The following is an 18,595-nucleotide window of genomic DNA, read 5'->3' as shown; positions in this document are numbered from 1 at the left end:
GATCAGACCGGCTCCAGTACGGGTTCCGCCCGGTGCCGGACCAGCAGCAACGACCGGTAGCTCCACCACCAGCCGACGGCGGCGCAACAGGCCATCCCGGCCATCGCCCAGGCCGCGCCGGCCGCGCCGAACAGGTGCCCGGCCCCGACGATCGCGCCGACCCGGATCGGGGCGAGGGCCGCCCCGAGGACCAGGGTCCGGCCGCCGGCCCGCTCGATCCGGTGTCCGGCGGAGGCGACCATGGCGGCCACCATGAAGACGCTCTCGACGGCGAGCGCGGGCAGCAACGGACGGGCGAACTCCCAGTTCGCACCGAGCAGCGCCCGGCCGACGAGATCAGGTAGGGCGGGTAGGGCCAGCGCGAGCGGCCCGACCAGCACGACGATGCCGGCGGTGACCCGGGCCGCCGAGCGGAGCCGGATGCGTGGCCCGGCCTCCCTGGTCCGGGCGAGGTACGGAATCAGCAGCGCGGAGCTGGCGCCGATCAGCAGGGTGACCGGTCCGAGCGCGGTCTTCGCCCCGCCGATCGCGCCGACCACGGCCGTTCCGGCCACCGCGGCCAGGGTGGCGGTGGCGAGTTGCGCGGTCCCCGAGCCGACCAGGAAGTGCAGGCCGAACGCGAACGCGTTCCGGGTCTCGGCGCGCCCGACCGGCCAGCCGGGCAGCAGCGCGCAGCGCCGCCGGACCGCTCCGAGGTAGCCGACCGACGCCCCCGAGCCGGCCCACACCACGAAGGCGGTCGAGGCGCTGATCCGGCCGGTCAGGGCCAGCCCGGCGCCGGCCCCGCTGGCCAACGTCCAGAGCAGTTCGTAGCGGAGGATCCGGCGGGGGTCGGCCACGCCGAGGCCGTACGCCTTGACGTAGTCGTAGAGCACCAGGCCGGGCAGCGCCAGGCCGACGACGACCAGGTAGCGGTTCCCGGCCAGTACTCCGGCTGTACCGGCCAGCACCCCGGCCGCGCCGCCGAGCAGGCAGATCCGCCGGGTGGACCGGCGGAACGGCTCCGGGTCGCGCCGGTCCGGCTCGGCCAGCACCGACTCGGTGACCATCGCCCGGGCCAGGCCGGAGACCAGGACGTACAGCGAGAACGCCAACGAGTACCGACCCAGTTCGCTGAGGGATCCGCCACGGGCCACGGTGACGGAGAGCAGCAGGTTGCCGAAGCTGGACGTGGCGGTGACGACCACGGCGGTCGGGGCACGCCCACCGGAGAGGATCCGGCGGCCCGACACCCGCAGCGTCGCCCGCCAGCCGGGTCGGACGCTCACCTGTGCGCTCGACCGGCCCGGGGCACCGGCAGCCGGCCGGCCGGACCTGACGGCACCAGTCGACCCGGTGGGCTACGCCGGGTCAGCAGCAGCACCAGCAAGACCGGCGCGGCCGCCATGGTGTTCTGGGTCGCCGCGATCGTCGACTCCGGGTGGCCGTTCAACCAGACCAGCGGTCCGGCCACCACGAAACAGAACAGGCTCAACCGCAGCGGTCCGGGCGCCCCGCGCACTCGGAGCAGCAACCCGGCGACCAGCGCCCAGCCGCCGTAGAAGACGACCACTCCGGCCCGGCCGTCGACGAAGTAGACGGTCCCCAGGGTGAGGAAGTTGAACGAGGACCTGTCACTACCGCCGAGGAACCGGTTGATCGCCGACCCGGTGGCCAGCGGTGCCCGGCCCGGGTCGAGGATCCGGGGCACGAAGCCGTACCGGAGATAGGCGGTAGGGCCGGGTTGCCCGACGTCCACCGGTACGTCGTACCCGCTGGCCCGGCCGATCTGCTGGTCGAACCGGAGCCGGTCCGCGGCGCTCACGTCGCTGGCGACCTTGACGCCGTTCTCCTGCCGGATCGCGTTGCGTAGCGCGAACACCGTCGGCCAGGCCAGGAAGAGCAGCACGGCGACCACCAGCACGTACCGGGCCCGGATCACCCCGCAGATCGCGCCGGCCGCCGCTACGAAGGTGAGGTAGCCGACGAGCGAGGCGGCGATGGCGGTCAGGAACACGAGCGCGACCTGCACGCCCACCAGCGCGCCGGTCCACCGGTAGAGGCTGCCCAGCCGGGCGTGGCCACCGTGGAAGCTCGCGATCAGGAGCGCGAAGGCGAGGTACTTCCAGCCGGAGACCAGGGCCACCACGTTCACCAGCGGCGACGCCACCTGGGCCCCGGCGACCTGGGTGAAGATGCTTCCCCGGCCGGCGTATCCGCCGAGGAGCTCCGCGGCGATGCTCACCACGGCCACCGCGCGGGCGACGAGGAAGAGGTTCGGGTATCCGGAGTTGGCCTCGGCGAAGGTCTGCCGGGCCGGGATGTCGGCGGTCCGACCTCGCCCCGGCCTGCCCAGCGGCAGCAGCACCGTCTCGACCAGCAGCGAGGCGGCCAGGGCCAGGGCCAGCAGCCGGAGCACGAACCCGAGGTCCGGGTTGCGGTGCAGGATGGCCATCGGCAGGACCAGGACCAGGTACGGCACCAGCAGCAGCGTGCTGACCGGATAGCGCTGGAGCAGCCGGACCAGCGGGGTACGGGCCTGCGGCAGCCGGGGCGACCCGGTACGGACCCCCTCGGACCGCGCGGGTGCCGAGGACTCGGATCGGCGCTGCCGGCCGGGCCGGCGCAGCGGGGCGTACCGGTCGCCCCTGCGCGGAGAGGTGACGAGCTCCATCGATCCCCTCCCGGTCCCGGCATGGCCACTGGGGTCGACGCCCCGGTGGCCACCAGGGTCAACGAGGCCGTCGCACAACCGTCACGCGCGCTCGCGCCTCCAGTACGTCTCCGCCGCGGTACCCGGCTCGTCGCCCTGGTGCGGACTCGGTGCCGGCGGGCTCGGCGCTCGACCTGGCCGGGGCGGCACGGCAGAAGCCGTCGAAGGCACGAAAAACGTGAAAGTGGCCCCTAAGGCCCCAGCAAGGGGCTAAGTGTGGTTTACCCGCCGGGAATTCCCCCGCTGAGCTGCCCGAATACCGCTCGCATCAGGACACCAGGAGACTCCATGCCGCCCAGCGCCGCCGCCACGACCGAGAGCCCGCCGACCCTCCGCCGCAGGCAGCCCGCTCTGGGCAGGGCCGCACTCCTGGTCACCGACACCGCGGCTTGGACGATCGGCTTCGGCTCGGGCGCCTGGACCAGATACGAGTTCGCCCTGACCACGAGTCAGTTCGTCCGGGCGCTCGCCGTCGGCATGCTCGCCGCCGCGTTGCACGCCACCATCGCTTCCGTCGGCCGCCGCTATCTGGGCCGGCATCCGCTGGGCAGCCTGCCGGACCTGCGCGCCCTCTCGGTCACGGTGGCCTGCACCGCGATCCTGGTGTTCCTGGCCGACATCGCGCAGCCGGACCGGCCGGTCCCGGCGAGTACCCCGCTGGTCGGCTCGGCGGTGGCCCTGCTGCTGATGGTCTGCGCCCGGGCCGCGTACCGGCACCGCCGGGACCGCTGGCTGCGCCCGGACACCCGGTCGGCGACCCCGGTGCTGCTGTTCGGCCTCGGCTCGGCCGGTCAGGGCCTGCTGCACGCCCTGGTCACCGACCCACAGGGCAGATATCTGCCGGTCGGACTGCTCGACGACGACCTCGACAAGCGGAACCTGCGGATCGACGGCGTCCGGATGCTGGGCGGCCGCCGGGAGATCCGGGAGGCGGTCGCGCAGACCGGTGCCACCACGGTGATCTTCTCGGTGGCGAACGCGGACGCCGAGCTGATCCGCGAGGTCCGCGCCGCGACCCTACAGGCCGGCGCCGACTTCAAGGTGCTGCCGCCGGTCTCCGAACTGGTCGACCACCGGATCAGCGTCGCCGACGTACGTGACGTGGAGATCGACGACCTGCTCGGGCGTCGCCAGGTGGCCGCCGCCCTGGTCACCGCCGACTCGGCACTGACCGGGCAACGGGTACTGGTCACCGGCGCCGGCGGCTCGATCGGTGCCGAACTGTGCCGGCAGATCCTCCGGGCCGACCCGGCCGAGCTGATGATGCTCGACCGGGACGAGTCGGCGCTGCACAGCCTGCAACTCTCCGTCACCGGCCGGGCGCTGCTGGACGGGCCGGAGCTGATCCTGGCCGATCTGCGGGACAGCGAGGGAATCTCGCGGATTATTCGCGAGCGGCGTCCGGACATCATTTTCCACGCCGCCGCGCTCAAACACCTCACGCTGTTGCAGCGGCACCCCGGCGAGGCGATCAAGACGAATATCTGGGGTACGCTGTCGGTCCTGAATGCCGCTCGGGACGTGGCCAGGTTCGTGAACATTTCGACCGACAAGGCGGCGAACCCGATCAGCGTACTCGGCTATTCCAAGCGGATCACCGAACGGCTGACCGCGTACGCCGCCGCGAACAGCCCGGGCACATTCCTCAGCGTACGGTTCGGCAATGTGTTGAGCAGCCGGGGATCCGTGGTGACCGCGTTCCGGGCACAGATCGACGCCGGACTGCCGATCACCGTCACGCACCCCGACGTCACCCGCTACCTGATGAGCGTGCACGAGGCCGTGCAACTGGTCCTGCAGGCGGCGGCGATCGGGCGGGACGGCGAGGCGCTGGTGCTCGACATGGGCGCCCCGGTACGCATCGATGACCTGGCCAGACAACTCGCCGCGCAGGTACCTGGCCCGCCGCGGATCGTCTACACCGGTCTGCGGCCCGGCGAGAAGCTGCACGAGGAACTGCTCGGTGACGGCGAACTCGACGTACGGCCGCTGCACCCGCTGGTCTCGCACGTGTCGGTTCCGCCGATGAACCCGACCGAGGTGACCGGGCTGGACCCGTTCGACGAACCGGAGAAGGTGATCGAACGCCTTGCCTGGCTCTGCGGCCAGCCGGACCAGCCCACCCCGCCCCTGGCGCTGGTGCCGAATACCCGAAACGCTCGCCCCTCCTCGTCCCGGTCGACGTGACACCGGTCGGGAATTGGACACGCCGCTGGCGGGTCGCCGCCGGGCCGTAGCAGGATTTCGGGGAATTGCCGCCGGGCTTCCGGCGGCCACCTTCACCCGCCTGTCGACACTTTTCCACACCACCGACAGCGAGTGATCGTCGCCGAACGGAATTCGCGTCGCAGAAATGTCCGCGCGATGTTCGGCGACGATTTCCACAGTCACCGATCTCCTGGAGACACCACCGTGACCGAGAAGTTCGGCCTGATCGGCTTCGGCTACTGGGGCACCAATCTCGCCCGGAACCTCGACAAGCTGGCCGGAGACCGGTGGCGCTACCTGGTGGACGCCAGCCCCGAACGGCGGCAGGCGGCCACCGAGCGCTACCCGCGGGTGCGGGCCACCGGCGACCTGGACGCGGTGCTCGGCGACGACGAGGTCCGGGCGGTCCTGATCGCCACTCCCGCGCCGAGCCACGCGCCGCTGGCCCGCCGGGCGCTGGCGGCCGGCAAGCACGTCTTCGTCGAGAAGCCGCTGGCGATGTCGGTCGCCGACGCGGTCGCGCTGGCCGAGACGGCCGACCGGTACGGCCTGGTGCTGATGGTCGGGCACACCTTCGAGTACGTCCCGGCGGTCGAGCGGATGCGCGACTACATCCGGTCCGGCGAGATCGGCGACGTCCTCTACCTGCACTCCCAGCGGCTCAACCTGGGCCGGATCCAGAACGACCTGCACACCTTCTGGTCGATCGGGCCGCACGACGTCTCGATCGCCAACTACCTGCTCGACGCCGAGCCGCGCTGGGTCGCCGCCCAGGGCGGTCGCTACCTGCACGACGGCGTCGAGGACGTCACTTTCGTCACCGTCGGCTATCCGGGAGACGTGGTGGCGCACATGCACGTGAGCTGGCTGGACCCGGCGAAGACCCGGCGTACCACCGTGGTCGGTACCCGGCGGATGCTGGTCTACGACGACCTGAACACCGACGCCCGGCTCACCGTGCACGACAAGGGGGCGGACCCGCTGGAGCCGGACGGGGACGGCGTGCGGCGCTACCGGCTGCGCGACGACGCGGTGCACGTACCCGTGCTCTCCCCGGCGGAACCGCTCAGCCTGGAGTTGCGGCACTTCCTCGACTGCGTCCGCACCGGGGCACGCCCCCGGACGGACGGCTGGAACGGCGCCCGGGTGGTGGCGGTGCTGGAGGCCGCCGACGCCTCGCTGCGGGCCGGCGGCGCGACGGTGCCGGTGCCGCCCGTCGCCGGCCCGATGGACGCCGCCGGGACGTACCGCCGGCGTCCACACCCCGACGGCCCGCACCCCGACCTGACCACCGCCGCGCACTGACCACCTCTGCACCCTGAATCGCCCGGCGCCGCCAGCGCCCCGGCCCGACCGGCGGCCACGGCGGGCCGCAGGGGGTTCACCGAGCAACAGGAGCCTGAGATGCCCCGAATTCCCCTGGTCGACCTCGCCGCCGCCTACCACCGGCAGCGGGACGCGATCGACGCGGCGATCCGCGCGGTCGTCGAGGACACCCGGTTCATCCTCGGCCGGGAGGTCGGCGAGTTCGAGTCGGAGTTCGCCGCCTTCTGCGGCACCACGCATGCGGTCGGGGTCGCCTCCGGCACCGCCGCGATCCACCTGAGCCTGGCCGCGCTCGGCATCGGGCCCGGCGACGAGGTGGCGGTGCCGGCGCACACCTTCGTCGCCACCGCCGAACCGGTGAGCTGGCTGGGTGCCCGGCCGCGCTTCGTCGAGGTGGACACCGAGACCGGCGGGATGGACCCGGACGCGCTGAAGTCGGTCGTCGACCGGGTCCGGGCGGTGCTCCCGGTGCACCTCTACGGCCTGCCGGTCGACCTGACCGCGATCGGCGCGCTCGCCTCGGCCGCCGGGGTGCCGCTGATCGAGGACGCCGCCCAGGCGCACGGCGCCGAGTACGTCCGGGACGACGGATCGGTGGTCCGGGCCGGGGCGTACGGCCGGATCGGCTGCTTCTCGTTCTATCCCGGCAAGAACCTCGGCGCGTTCGGCGACGCGGGCGCGGTCACCACCTCCGACCCGGCCCTCGCCGAGCGCGTCCGGAGGCTCTCCGACCACGGCCGCACCAGCAAGTACGAGCACCTCACCGTCGGCTACGCGGCCCGGCTGGACACCGTGCAGGCGGCCGTACTCTCGGTCAAGCTGGGCACGCTGGCCCAGGGCAACCAGCGGCGGCGGGACCTGGCGGCGGCGTACCGGTCCCGGCTGGACGGGGTCGGCGACCTGGTGCTGCCGGCCGAGCCGCCGAACCGGCGGGGCGTCTACCACCTCTTCGTGCTCCGGACCCGGCACCGGGACGGGTTGCTGGCCCACCTGCGCGACGCCGGCATCGGCGCCGGGGTGCACTATCCGATCCCGCTGCACCTGCAACCGGCGTACGCCTCGCTCGGGCACAAGCCCGGCGACCTGCCGGTCACCGAGGCGTGGGCCCGGGAGTGCCTCTCCCTGCCGATCTATCCGGAGCTCACCGAGGAGCAACTGGAGACGGTCGTCGCCGAGGTGCGTGGCTACTTCGAGCGGGTGTGAGGGGCGGGCCCTCCGTCGTCCGGAGGGCCCGCCCCGTCGTCCGCTCAGCTTCCCGGCGGGCTCAGCTTCCGGACGGGCTCAACGCAGGCCGTTGCGGATCGCCACCGTCACCAGCCGCTCGGGGTAGTCGGTGATGATGCCGTCCACCCCGAGGTCGATCACCCGCTGCATCACCGCCGGATCGTCCACCGTGTACGGCACGACCTTCAGCCCGTACCGGCGTTGCAGGTCGGCGACCGTCGGGCCGTGGAAGTACGCCGGATCCTGCCGCAGGTACCAGTCGGCCGACGGCACGGTGCCCTGGGCCGGGTCGTGCACCTGCCAGTTCGCCGAGACGGTGCCGGCGCCGGAGGCCCGGACCAGCTTGCCGAGGTCCCGGTACCGCCACCAGTCCAGCCCGGCCGTCCACGGGCTGCGTACCGACGGGTCGCCGTAGACCGCCCGCAGCGAGCACTCGTCGGCGAGGCTGGCGCACTCGGCCGGGCCGTACTGCCAGACCAGCGCGACGGTCTCGATCCGCCGGTTCAGCTTCCGGGCGTGGGTGATGGTCCGCCAGTCGAACGACTGGATCGTCACCCGGTCGGTGAAACCGGCCCGCTCGACCGCCCGGACCAGCTTCGCGGTGAAGCTGCGGTACGGCTCGGTGTCGTCCACCAGCGGGCTGAGCTTGGTCTCGATGTTCAGCCGTACATCCCGGCGACCGCTGCGCCGCACCAGGTCGAAGACCTCGTCCAGGGTGGGGATCCGGGCACCCGGCGCGGCGACCTGCTCCGGCAGCTCCGGCAGCGTCTTCGTGCCGCAGTCGAGGGCCCGGATCTGCTTCAGCGTCAGGTCGTGCACCCGCTTGCCGACGTACGGGAACGCGCGGTCACCCGGCCAGGCCGGGGCGGTGTCCTCGCAGTGGCTGCCGTTGACGGTCCGGTCGTGCAGCACCACCAGGTGACCGTCCCGGGTCACGCCGGTGTCCAGCTCCAGCGTGGAGATCGCCGGATTGCCGAGCGCTTTGGCGAAGGCCGGCAGGGTGTTCTCCGGCCGCGTCGCCCGGCCGCCCCGGTGCGCCTGGATGTCGAACGGCGCGGCGTACCCCTTCGGCAGCGGGATCCGGCGCTGCGCCAGCAGGGTACGCAGCCGGTCCGGGTAGTCGGTGATGATGCCGTCCACCCCGTCGTCGAGCAGCTTCGCCATCGTCGGCACGTCGTCGATCGTCCACGGCACCACCTTGATGCCGTGACGGTGCGCGTGCGCGACCATCTCCTTGGTCACGTACGGCCGGTAGCCCGGGTCGGTGACCGTGCCGTTCTGCGGGAAGCCGTGCACCGGGGAGAACGCGGTGGCGCCGAAGGTCCTGATCGCCGTGATCGGGTCGCCGCCGAAGTCGTCGATGTCGAGGCCGCCGAGCCAGGGCGAGGCACCCGGCTGCCCGGTCTGCAGGAAGTCGTAGTTGGTCAGCGCGACCAACGGCAGCCGGGGCTCGACCTGACGCACCCGCATCAGCGCACCCCAGTCGAAGCTCTGGATGGTCACCTGCTGTACCAGCCCGGCGGCCCGGATCTCGGCCACGGTGAGCTGCACGAACTGCTCACGGGGCGCGGTCTCGGTCGGCGCGCCGGCCTCCACCTTGGTTTCCACGTTGAGCGTGACGTCGTCCGCCCGGTAGCGCTTCACCAGCGCGAAGACCTCGCGCAGCAACGGCATCCGGGCCCCGGGTACGGCGAGCTGCCCCGGCTTGTCGGCCAGCGTCCTGGTGCCGCAGTCGAGGGTACGCACCTGGGCCAGGGTCAGCGTGTTGACGTACTTCCCGACGTACGGGAACTCGGGGTCGCCCGGGGTGGCCGGGGCGGTGTCGACGCACTTCGTACCGCTGACCCGGCGGTCGTGGGTGACCACCACCTGACGGTCCTCGGTCACCTGCACGTCCAGTTCGAGGGTGCGGACCCCGAGCTGGAGCGCGTTGCCGAACGAGGCGAGGGTGTTCTCCACCCGCAGGCCGAGCCCGCCCCGGTGAGCCTGTAGGTCGAAACTCCGCCGGGACTCCGGCCGGTGGCGCTCGCCCGCCTGGACGCCGGTGGGCGTCCCGGCCAGTACGGCCGCCGTCACCAGCAGCGCGCCGATCAGTTGGCGCCGTCGGGACATCGGTATCACCTATTCCAATGTGGTGCGTCGGAGCCCGGGTCGACCGGGCCTCCGGTGCGCTGTCGAGGGTCGAGCCGGGTCTGACCCGGTGATCGGGGCACAGCATCACGACAGTCGGCGGCCGAGAGGCGTGCAGTGGGCGACATCGGCGTGAACCGGGGTCGACGGCCCGACGGCGGATCGGACGAACCGGTGGGGATGTCCGACCGGTCGGGCAGCGCACACCGGAGCGCACTGTCCATTGCGCGATCGAGGGCGTCCGATTTGACAACAACAGTCGGTTGTGCTTCGGCTACAATGAGCCGCGACCACGTCACCCAACCATCCACGGGGAGGGGTTGCGATGAGCCCGGTTGGTCCATCGGTGGGCGCGGCAGCCGGCGCGATCGGCGCGGCAGCCGCCGCGGTCATCGGCCAGATCAATGTCGAGATCGACGGTCTGGCGAGCGCGGCGGCGGCGATGCGCGAGGAACTCAAGGAGGGCTACCGCACCCAGGTGCCCCCGGTGCACGACGCCATGCAGCAGGGCGCGACGATCGGCGACCGGCTCGAGGGCGACGACTGGCTGCACCTCCAGGAGCGCTACGACGAGTGCATCCACAAGAGCCTGGAGGCACTGGTCAACCTGGACAAGGGGACTCAGGCGGTGGCACAGGCGGCCGAGCAGATCGCGGCCAACTACCGGGGCTCCGACGCGTTCGCGCACGCTACCGTCAGCGACGTGCACCAGGTCCTGCCACCGACCGAACAGACCAGGCCGGCTTCCAGCGCGAACCCGGCCGCACCGGCCACCGGGACCGGAGGCGACGGCAATGGCTGAGGAGTACATCCCGCACCTGTGGCGGCTGGTCGAGGCGGCGCAGCAGAAGCTACAGCCGAGCCGGGACCAGGTGGCGGCCTGGGAGCGGGCGTCCAGCATGCTGAGCGGGCACGCCGCCAGATTGCAGAACTGCCGCAACCAGCTCGCCGCTCTGTGGCCGCCGGAGCAGAACGCGGCCTCGGCGGCGTACATGGTCGAGCTGGACCGGCTGATCGAGGCGAGCCGACAGACGTCGACCGCGGCGCAGAACAACGCCACGCACATCGGGCACGTGGCGGACGCCATCGAGCAGGCGCGGACCAAGCTGGAACCGATCTACAAGGAATACCTGGAAAACCAGCGGAAGCTCGCCGACTATCAGCGGCAGGTCGAACTGGCCGGCGACGTCGGGGCGGCGGCCGGCGGAGTCGCCGGATCGCGCTTCGGCCTGACCAGCCTGGGCCAGAAGGCCGGGGACTTCCTCGGCGAGGGCGGGATGACGCTCTTCACGGATCCGCCGGTGAGCGATGCCCAGCAGGCGGCGCTGGTCGCCCGGGCCCGCGCGGTGCAGGCGGAGGTGGACGGCGCGGCGCGGGACGGTGGCGGCCGGATCCAGCCGCCGCCGGAGTACGTCCCACCGTTGACCAACAAGGAGGGCGATCCCCGGCAATTCGACGACGACTCGGACGGGACGGTCCGGCCGCCCGTGGTCAACCCGCCGCCGCGCCGCCGGGGCGAGGTGGAGGACTCCCGGCCCGGCTACATCGACGGGACGCCGCCGCCGGACATCCACACCGAACTGACCCCGGAACAGGTCACTCCGCCCACCTACCCGGTGGAGGAGGGTCCGAGCCTGACCGCTGTCGCCCCGCCGACCACCGGGCCGCCCCCGCCCGTCACAGCGGTTCCGCCCGCCCCGCCGACCACCGGGCCGCCGGCTCCGGTACCACTGGTCGTCCCGCCCACCATCGGCGTGCCACCCGGTCCCGGCGGACCACCGGGCACCGGCCCGGGACTCGGCAACGGGCCACGCGTCCCCGGCGTGCCGGGCAAGGTCGGCCCGCTCGGTACGGTGCCGACCGGTGTGCCGCCGGGCGGTGTGATCGGTGCCCGGCCCAGCGGAAACGTCGGCGTGCCACCGGGCGGCGTCGGCGCACCCCGCTCGGGCGGCGTACCCAAGGGGATCAATCCGGTCGGTGGCGTCATCGGGCCGCAGGGCGGCCGACCCGGCCCGGCCGGCGCCAGGTCGGGCCCCCGCCGACCCGGCACCGGCGGCGTGCCCGGCGCGGCCAGCGGGACCCGGGGCCGTCGCGACCAGGAGGAACCCGAGCAGAAGCACTGGGACCCCGACAATCCGTGGGAGGTCGAGCAGGGCGTCGCGCCCGAAATCGAGCCGAACCGGGACGTCGGCCGACACGAGCCCGGTGGCGGAATCCTCGGGAAGGACCGGTGAGGAGAGCCACCAGGTTCCACGCACGGCTGCCGCGCTGGTGCGCGGCAGCCGTCTGCGGTCTGCTCGTGGCACTGGTCGGCGCCCCACCGGCAATGGCGGACGCGGCCCGGGACCGGCAGTGGCACCTGCGGGCGCTCGGCGTCGCGCAGGCGCACCGGGTCACCCAGGGCGCCGGGGTCGTGGTGGCGGTGATCGACACCGGGGTACGGGCGGACCACAAGGACCTGACCGGCAACGTCCTGCCCGGCGTCGACGTGACCGGCGCGGGGACCGACGGCCGGCAGGACACCGACGGACACGGCACCGCGATGGCGGGACTGATCGCCGGGCACGGGCACGGGCCGGACAACGCCGACGGCGTGCTCGGGATCGCCCCTAAGGCCAAGATCCTGCCGGTACGGAGTTCCCGGACCAAGGTCGGTGCCGGCGACGACCTGCCGCCGGCGATCCGGGAGGCGGTTCGCCGCAAGGCGGGCGTGCTGTCGCTATCGCTCTCCGGCGGCGCCAGCGAGAGCCTGGAGCAGGCCGTCCAGGAGGCTTTGGCCGCCGACGTCGTTCTGGTGGCTGCCGCCGGGAACCGGCCGGACGACGCGTTCGTCGGCTATCCGGCGGCCTACCCGGGAGTGCTCGCCGTCGGCGCCACCGGACGGGACGGGAAACTCGCCCCGGTCAGCGTCACCGGCGACGCGATCGGGCTTGTCGCGCCCGGCGTGGACATCGCCTCCACCAGCCGGACCGGGGCGTACCAGTCCGCCACCGGGACGAGCGATTCCACGGCGATCGTGGCCGGGGCCGCCGCCCTGGTCCGGGCGAGATATCCGGATCTCTCCGCCGCCGAGGTGGTGCACCGGCTCACCGCGACCGCCACCGACCGGGGCGCCCGCGGCCGGGATCCCGAGTACGGCCACGGGGTGCTAAACCTCGTCGAGGCGCTGACCGCCGACGTCGAGCCGGCCGGGGCCCAGCCCAGCCCCGGCACCCGACCGACTCCCACGGGGGACGCGAGGTCACCGGCCGTGGCCGCACCGCCGCCCGGCGACGGGTCGGCCGAGGTCCGGCTCAGCCCCGCCGCGTACGTGGTCGGTGGGCTCTGCCTGCTGGTGGCGTTGGCCGGTGCCGGCGTACTCGGCTGGTTGCTGGTGCGTGGCCGACGCCGGCGACAAGGCGGCGGGGGGCCTTCCGTTCCTGGGCACCCGGTGCCGCCCCGTCCCGCTCCGACGGCGAGGTACCCGGGACCACCGGGTGCACGGCCGTATCCGTCCGGATATCCGGCGCCACCGCAGCACCCCCCGGGCGGCCATCCGCCCGGTTACGGCCCACCCGGACCGCCGTACCCGCCGAGGCACCCTGGCACACCGCCGCCGGGCGGATAGCTGCGGGTACGCGCCTACCTCAACCACCGGTACACGATCCAGGCCGCTGGCAGGTCGGGTTCAGGCCGGACACGTCGGTCGTGGGCGGGACGCGGGGTGGGCGTACCGTCCTTGAGATGCGGCAGGACGGGTCCGGTGACTGGGCGGAGCAACGACGGCAGGCGGTCGCCGCCCGGGCACTGGCCGACCAGCACCGTCGGGACGCGGAGCACGAGCAGGCCCGGCAGCTCGTCGCGGCGTTCATCGCGCAGGCCCGGGAGCGGGGGCTGCGGCAGACCAGACTGACCGCACTCGCCTACAACGGCCGTACCCGTTACCGCACCAAGCTCACCGGCTGGTACCTGGACCTCGCCCGGATCCACGCGGTGGACGACGCCGGCAACTTCTACCTGCTGACCGTGCCGACCAGCCTGCGTGCCCGGTTCACCGGTGCGACTGTCCGGCCGCAATCCGCGAAGCTGGTCGTCGGTGAGGGCGGGCCGGACGGCCAGTCGATGCCGCTGGCCGCGCTGTTGCGCAAGCGGCTCGACGCCGGTGACCGGTGGCCCGAGACCGCCTGACCCGACGTCCGGGTTGCCACCGCGAGGCTCCCGGCCCGGTCAGGCGCCCTTCAGCACCTCGGTGATCAGTGCCTGCGCCTCTTCCTGGAGCCGGCCGAGGTGCTCCGGTCCCCGGAAGGACTCCGCGTAGATCTTGTAGACGTCCTCCGTACCGGACGGGCGGGCGGCGAACCAGCCGGACTCGGTGCTGACCTTCAGCCCGCCGATCGCCGCACCGTTGCCCGGCGCCTCGGTCAGGATGGCGGTGATCGGCTCCCCGGCCAGTTCGGTGGCGGTGACCTGGTCCGGGGAGAGCCGCCCGAGCACCGCCTTCTGGGCCCGGTCGGCCGGCGCGTCGATCCGGGCGTACGCCGGCTCGCCGAACCGGGACACCAGGTCGGCGTAGTGTTCGCTCGGCGTCCGCCCGGTCACCCCGATGATCTCGGCGGCCAGCAGGCAGAGCAGGATGCCGTCCTTGTCGGTGGTCCAGGTCCGGCCGTCGCGGGCCAGGAACGACGCCCCGGCGCTCTCCTCGCCGCCGAAGCCGACCGAGCCGTCCAGCAGCCCCGGCACGAACCACTTGAAGCCGACCGGGACCTCCAGCAGCTTCCGGCCCAGGTCGGCGGCGACCCGGTCGATCATGGACGAGGAGACCAGGGTCTTGCCGACCGCCGCGTCCGCCGACCAGTCGGGCCGGTTGCCGAACAGGTAGGAGATCGCCACCGCGAGGTAGTGGTTCGGGTTCATCAGGCCGCCGTCCGGGGTGACGATACCGTGCCGGTCGGCGTCGGCGTCGTTGCCGGTGGCGACCTGGTAGTCGGCGCGCCGGGCGATCAGCGAGGCCATCGCGTACGGGGACGAACAGTCCATCCGGATCTTGCCGTCCCAGTCCAGGGTCATGAACCGCCAGGTCGGGTCGACCAGCGGATTCACCACGGTCAGGTCCAGGCCGTGCCGGTCCGCGATCTCGCCCCAGTACGCCACGCTCGCCCCGCCCAGCGGGTCCGCGCCGATCCGCACCCCGGCGGCCCGTACCGCCGGCAGGTCGAGCGCCGAGGGCAGGTCGTCGACGTACTCGGCGAGGAAGTCGTACCGGCCGGTGGTGTCGGCGGCGCGCGCCCGGGCGTACGGGATGCGCCTGACCTCGCGGAGTCCGTCGGCCAGCAGCGCGTTCGCCCGGTCCTGGATCCACCTCGTCGCGTCGGTGTCGGCCGGGCCGCCGTGCGTCGGGTTGTACTTGAACCCACCGTCCGAGGGCGGGTTGTGCGACGGGGTGATCACAATCCCGTCGGCGAGCCCGCTGGTACGCCCGGAGTTGTGCCGGAGCACCGCGTGCGACAGCGCCGGGGTCGGGGTGCAGCCGTCCCGGCTGTCGACCAGCACCGTCACCTCGTTGGCGGCCAGCACCTCCAGCGCGCTCACCATGGCCGGCTCGGAGAGCGCATGCGTGTCCCGGGCCAGGTACAGCGGCCCGTCGACGCCCTGGTCCCGCCGGTATTCGCAGGTCGCCTGCGTGATCGCCAGGATGTGCTGCTCGTTGAACGCCGCCCGCAGGCTCGACCCACGGTGCCCGGAGGTGCCGAACGAGACCTGCTGCGCCGGGTCGGCCGGGTCCGGCTGCTCGGCGTAGTACGCGGTGACGAGCCGGGGCACGTCCACCAGGTCCTCGGGCTCGGCGGGCTGGCCGGCGCGGGCGTGTACCGACATGTGACCTCCTTCTGGCACGGGTGTGGGAACGCGGAACCGGGGGTGCCGGCTCCGCCGGTGGCGGCCGACGGGTCAGGGCTCGACGCGCTGCCCCTTGCCGATGACCACGATCCCACGGTCGGAGACCGTGTACCGCTCACGGTCGCGGTCCAGGTCGACGCCGATCTCCGCGCCCTCCGGCACCACCACGTTCTTGTCGAGGATGGCGTTGCGGACCACGGCGTGCCGGCCGATCTCCACCCCTTCCATCACTACCGAGCCTTCCACGCGGGCCCAGGAGTGCACCCGGACATTCGGCGAGACGACCGAGTTCTCCACCAGCGCACCGGAGATCACCACCCCCGGGGAGATCATCGACTCCACCGCCCGGCCGATCCGCTCCTCCAGCCCGTGCACGAACTTGGCCGGCGGCCACGGCGGGTGGTCGGTGTAGATCGGCCACTCGTAGTTGTAGAGGTTGAAGACCGGGTGTACGGCGATCAGGTCCATGTGCGCCTCGTAGAACGAGTCCAGCGTCCCCACGTCCCGCCAGTACGCCCGGTCCCGGTCGGTGCTGCCCGGCACCTCGTTGTCGCGGAAGTCGTAGACGTTGGCCTCGCCCCGCTCGACCAGCATCGGGATGATGCTGCCGCCCATGTCGTGCTTGCTGGCCCGGTCGGCCGCGTCGGTCTCCACCGCCTCGCAGAGCACCCTGGTGGTGAAGACGTAGTTGCCCATCGACGCGTAGATCTCGTCGGGCGCGTCCGGCAGGCCCTTCGCGTCGGTCGGCTTCTCGCGGAACGCCTGGATCCGCCGGCCGTCCGACCCCACCTCGATCACCCCGAACTGGTCGGCGGAGGCGAGCGGCTGGCGGATGCCGGCGACCGTCACCCCGGCGCCGGAGTCGATGTGCTGCTCCAGCATCTGCCGGGGGTCCATCCGGTAGATGTGGTCGGCGCCGAACACGATGACGTAGTCCGGCTGCTCGTCGTTGATCAGGTTGAAGCTCTGGTAGATCGCGTCGGCCGAGCCGGCGAACCACCACGGTCCGCGGCGCTGCTGCGCCGGTACCGGCGTCACGTAGTTGCCGAGCAGGTTCGACATCCGCCAGGTCTTGGTGACGTGCCGGTCCAGCGAGTGCGACTTGTACTGGGTCAGCACCACTATCTTCAGGAACCCGCCATTGGCCAGGTTGGACAGCACAAAATCGATCATGCGGTACATGCCGCCGAACGGAACGGCCGGCTTGGCACGGTCGGCGGTCAGGGGCATCAGTCGCTTGCCCTCACCCCCGGCCAGGACGATCGCGAGGACCTTGGCTGACATGTCCCGACGGTAACGGAGCCGGCAGCCCACCGCACGGGGCTCGTCGGCTTCGTCCCAGCAAGATCTTCAACGGCCCGATTCGTCCGGATCCACGGCACCAGCCGGGGTTGGCCGAGGACGCCCGCGACGGGGTTCAGCGGGCCGGCGCGGACCTGCCCGGGCTCGGCTACCCGTCGAGGGCTTCGGCGGCCGCGGCGGCGACGCTGTCGGCGAGTACGCCGAGGAGCCGGGAGTCGAGCCGCCACTGCTGCCAGTAGAGCGGAACCTCGACCACCGCCGCCGGGTCGATCGGCACCAGGCTGCCGGCCGGATAGCGCTCGCTCTGCTGGGGCGGCACCATCCCCCAGCCGAGCCCGAGCCGGATCGCCTCCGGAAAATCCCCCGAGGACGGGACGTAGTTGCGCGGCGGGTTCCAGTCCCGGCGGGACCGCTGCCGCAGGTAGCGCTCCTGGAGGTCGTCCCGGCGGTCGAAGACCACCATCGGGGCGCGGGCCAGTGCCTCGACGGTCGGGCCGTCCGGCAACCAGGTCCGGAGGTACTCGGGACTGGCCATCGGGCGGTAGCGCATCCGGCCGAGCGGGCGTACCGCGCAGCCCTGTACCGGCCGGGACTCGGAGGTGATCGCCGCCATCGCCGTACCCTGGCGGAGCAGTTCGACCGAGTGGTCCTGGTCCTCCCGGTAGACGTCGACACAGATCCGCTCGCGGGCGGCCGCCGCCAGCGCCGGGAGTACCCAGGTGTTCAACGAGTCGCCGTTGACCACGATCGGGATCCGGCTGAACTCCGCGGGCTCGGCCGAGTCCTGCCCGAGTTCCTGGAGCGCGTCGGTGGCGAGCAGCGCGACCTGGCGGGCCAGCCGGAGCACGACCTGCCCCGAGGGGGTCGGGCGGGCCGGCTTGCCGCGTTCGACCAGCACCCGGCCGACGGTGCTCTCCAGCGCCTTCATCCGCTGGCTGACCGCCGAGGGGGTGACGTGCAGCCGCCGGGCCGCCGCCTCGAACGAGCCGTCGTCGACGACGGAGACGAAGGTCCGGAGCTGCTCGAACTGGAGGTCCACGTTAAGCAAGTCTAATGAATCATAAGAATGATTAGCTGGAGTGGTCCGGACGGGTTACCTAGGGTCGGGCCCGTGATCCTCTCCTCCACTGCCGCCGCCACCTCCGGTGTACTGCCCGTCCTCGTCGCCGGGTTCGGCGTCGGCCTCTCCCTGATCGTGGCGATCGGGGCGCAGAACGCGTACGTGCTCCGGCAGGGCGTACGCGCCGAACACGTCCTGCCGATCGTGGCGATCTGCGCCGTCTCGGACGCGGCACTGATCCTGGCCGGCATCAGCGGGATCGGGGCGGTGGTCGAACGCGCCCCGGTCGCGCTCACCGTGGTCCGCTGGGCCGGCGCCGCCTTCCTGGTCGGCTACGGCCTGCTCGCCGCCCGCCGGGTCTTCGCCACCCAGAGCCTCCGGGCCGGCACCGGCGGCGGCACCTCGACGCTGCGCACCGCGGTACTCACCGTGCTGGCGATGACCTGGCTCAATCCGCACGTCTACCTGGACACCGTCCTGCTGGTCGGCTCGATCGCCAACACGCACGGCCAGGCCGGCCGGTGGTCGTTCGGGGCCGGGGCCGCGCTCGCCAGCTTCGTCTGGTTCGCCGCGCTCGGCTACGGGGCCCGGCTGCTCGGCCGGGTCTTCGCCCGCCCGGTCGCCTGGCGGGTCCTGGACGCTCTGATCGCGATCACGATGATCACCATCGGCGTGAGCCTGGTGGCGGGCTGAGCGGCCCCGCCCGAGGTCGGCGGCGCATCGGGCGCCCAGGGTCGACGGCACGGCGACAGGTGACGACATCAGGGACGTCGGCGAGA

General features: G+C 72.6%; 14 protein-coding genes. 8 read left to right on the top strand and 6 right to left on the bottom strand.

Annotated elements, in window-relative coordinates; genetic code table 11:
- Positions 1-2: 2 nt before the first annotated feature.
- Positions 3-1,268 carry a hypothetical protein gene (locus ACSMXO_RS15115; RefSeq protein ID WP_455418218.1) on the bottom strand — a complete coding sequence of 422 codons (1,266 nt, stop codon included), beginning with the start codon at positions 1,266-1,268 and terminating at the stop codon, positions 3-5.
- Positions 1,265-2,653 (bottom strand): hypothetical protein, encoded by a 1,389-nt coding sequence (locus ACSMXO_RS15110; protein WP_455418217.1) that lies wholly within the window; start codon positions 2,651-2,653, stop codon positions 1,265-1,267. Before ACSMXO_RS15110 ends, ACSMXO_RS15115 begins: the two co-directional genes overlap by 4 nt.
- 327 nt (positions 2,654-2,980) lie before the next feature.
- On the opposite strand from ACSMXO_RS15110, the gene ACSMXO_RS15105 reads away from it, so the two are divergent.
- From ACSMXO_RS15105 to ACSMXO_RS15095, 3 genes are all read left to right on the top strand, one after another.
- Positions 2,981-4,879 (top strand): polysaccharide biosynthesis protein, encoded by a 1,899-nt coding sequence (locus ACSMXO_RS15105; RefSeq protein ID WP_455418216.1) that lies wholly within the window; start codon positions 2,981-2,983, stop codon positions 4,877-4,879.
- Positions 4,880-5,104: 225 nt separating this feature from the next.
- The gene (locus ACSMXO_RS15100) at positions 5,105-6,205 is read left to right on the top strand and encodes a Gfo/Idh/MocA family protein (protein WP_455418215.1); all 1,101 of its coding nucleotides are present in this window, start codon (positions 5,105-5,107) and stop codon (positions 6,203-6,205) included.
- A gap of 99 nt (positions 6,206-6,304) precedes the next feature.
- Complete coding sequence (locus tag ACSMXO_RS15095) at positions 6,305-7,429, top strand: DegT/DnrJ/EryC1/StrS family aminotransferase (protein WP_346258609.1); 1,125 nt, start codon at positions 6,305-6,307, stop codon at positions 7,427-7,429.
- 78 nt (positions 7,430-7,507) lie between these two features.
- Here ACSMXO_RS15095 and ACSMXO_RS15090 read toward each other — a convergent pair whose 3' ends face one another.
- A complete protein-coding gene (locus ACSMXO_RS15090) occupies positions 7,508-9,562 on the bottom strand; it encodes a glycerophosphodiester phosphodiesterase family protein (RefSeq protein WP_455418214.1) in 2,055 nt (684 codons plus the stop codon).
- Positions 9,563-9,905: 343 nt separating this feature from the next.
- Between ACSMXO_RS15090 and ACSMXO_RS15085 the strand changes: the two genes are divergently transcribed.
- From ACSMXO_RS15085 to ACSMXO_RS15070, 4 genes are all read left to right on the top strand, one after another.
- Complete coding sequence (locus ACSMXO_RS15085) at positions 9,906-10,382, top strand: hypothetical protein (protein WP_455418213.1); 477 nt, start codon at positions 9,906-9,908, stop codon at positions 10,380-10,382.
- On the top strand, positions 10,375-11,814 hold the full coding sequence (locus ACSMXO_RS15080) for a hypothetical protein (RefSeq protein ID WP_455418212.1): 1,440 nt from the start codon (positions 10,375-10,377) through the stop codon (positions 11,812-11,814). The genes ACSMXO_RS15085 and ACSMXO_RS15080 overlap by 8 nt, the downstream gene beginning before the upstream one ends.
- Positions 11,811-13,187: a type VII secretion-associated serine protease mycosin gene (mycP, locus tag ACSMXO_RS15075; RefSeq protein WP_455418211.1), complete on the top strand. Its 1,377-nt coding sequence runs from the start codon at positions 11,811-11,813 to the stop codon at positions 13,185-13,187. The genes ACSMXO_RS15080 and mycP overlap by 4 nt, the downstream gene beginning before the upstream one ends.
- Before the next feature lie 116 nt (positions 13,188-13,303).
- A complete protein-coding gene (locus ACSMXO_RS15070) occupies positions 13,304-13,747 on the top strand; it encodes a hypothetical protein (RefSeq protein ID WP_455418210.1) in 444 nt (147 codons plus the stop codon).
- A 39-nt stretch (positions 13,748-13,786) separates the two neighbouring features.
- On the opposite strand, the gene pgm is transcribed toward ACSMXO_RS15070, so the two are convergent.
- The 3 genes from pgm to ACSMXO_RS15055 form a co-directional block, all read right to left on the bottom strand.
- Complete coding sequence (gene pgm / locus ACSMXO_RS15065) at positions 13,787-15,433, bottom strand: phosphoglucomutase (alpha-D-glucose-1,6-bisphosphate-dependent) (RefSeq protein WP_455418209.1); 1,647 nt, start codon at positions 15,431-15,433, stop codon at positions 13,787-13,789.
- 72 nt (positions 15,434-15,505) lie between these two features.
- Positions 15,506-16,768 (bottom strand): glucose-1-phosphate adenylyltransferase, encoded by a 1,263-nt coding sequence (gene glgC / locus ACSMXO_RS15060; RefSeq protein WP_455418208.1) that lies wholly within the window; start codon positions 16,766-16,768, stop codon positions 15,506-15,508.
- A 136-nt stretch (positions 16,769-16,904) separates the two neighbouring features.
- Positions 16,905-17,795, bottom strand: coding sequence for a LysR family transcriptional regulator ArgP (locus ACSMXO_RS15055; RefSeq protein WP_346258602.1), 891 nt, complete (start codon positions 17,793-17,795; stop codon positions 16,905-16,907).
- A 72-nt stretch (positions 17,796-17,867) separates the two neighbouring features.
- On the opposite strand from ACSMXO_RS15055, the gene ACSMXO_RS15050 reads away from it, so the two are divergent.
- Positions 17,868-18,509 carry a LysE/ArgO family amino acid transporter gene (locus ACSMXO_RS15050; protein ID WP_346258601.1) on the top strand — a complete coding sequence of 214 codons (642 nt, stop codon included), beginning with the start codon at positions 17,868-17,870 and terminating at the stop codon, positions 18,507-18,509.
- The last annotated feature ends 86 nt before the right edge of the window (positions 18,510-18,595 follow it).

It is taken from the genome of Plantactinospora sp. DSM 117369 (genome assembly GCF_053764795.1).
The sequence above is the reverse complement of the archived record's forward strand: the minus strand, read 5'-3'. Positions and strand labels throughout refer to the sequence as shown.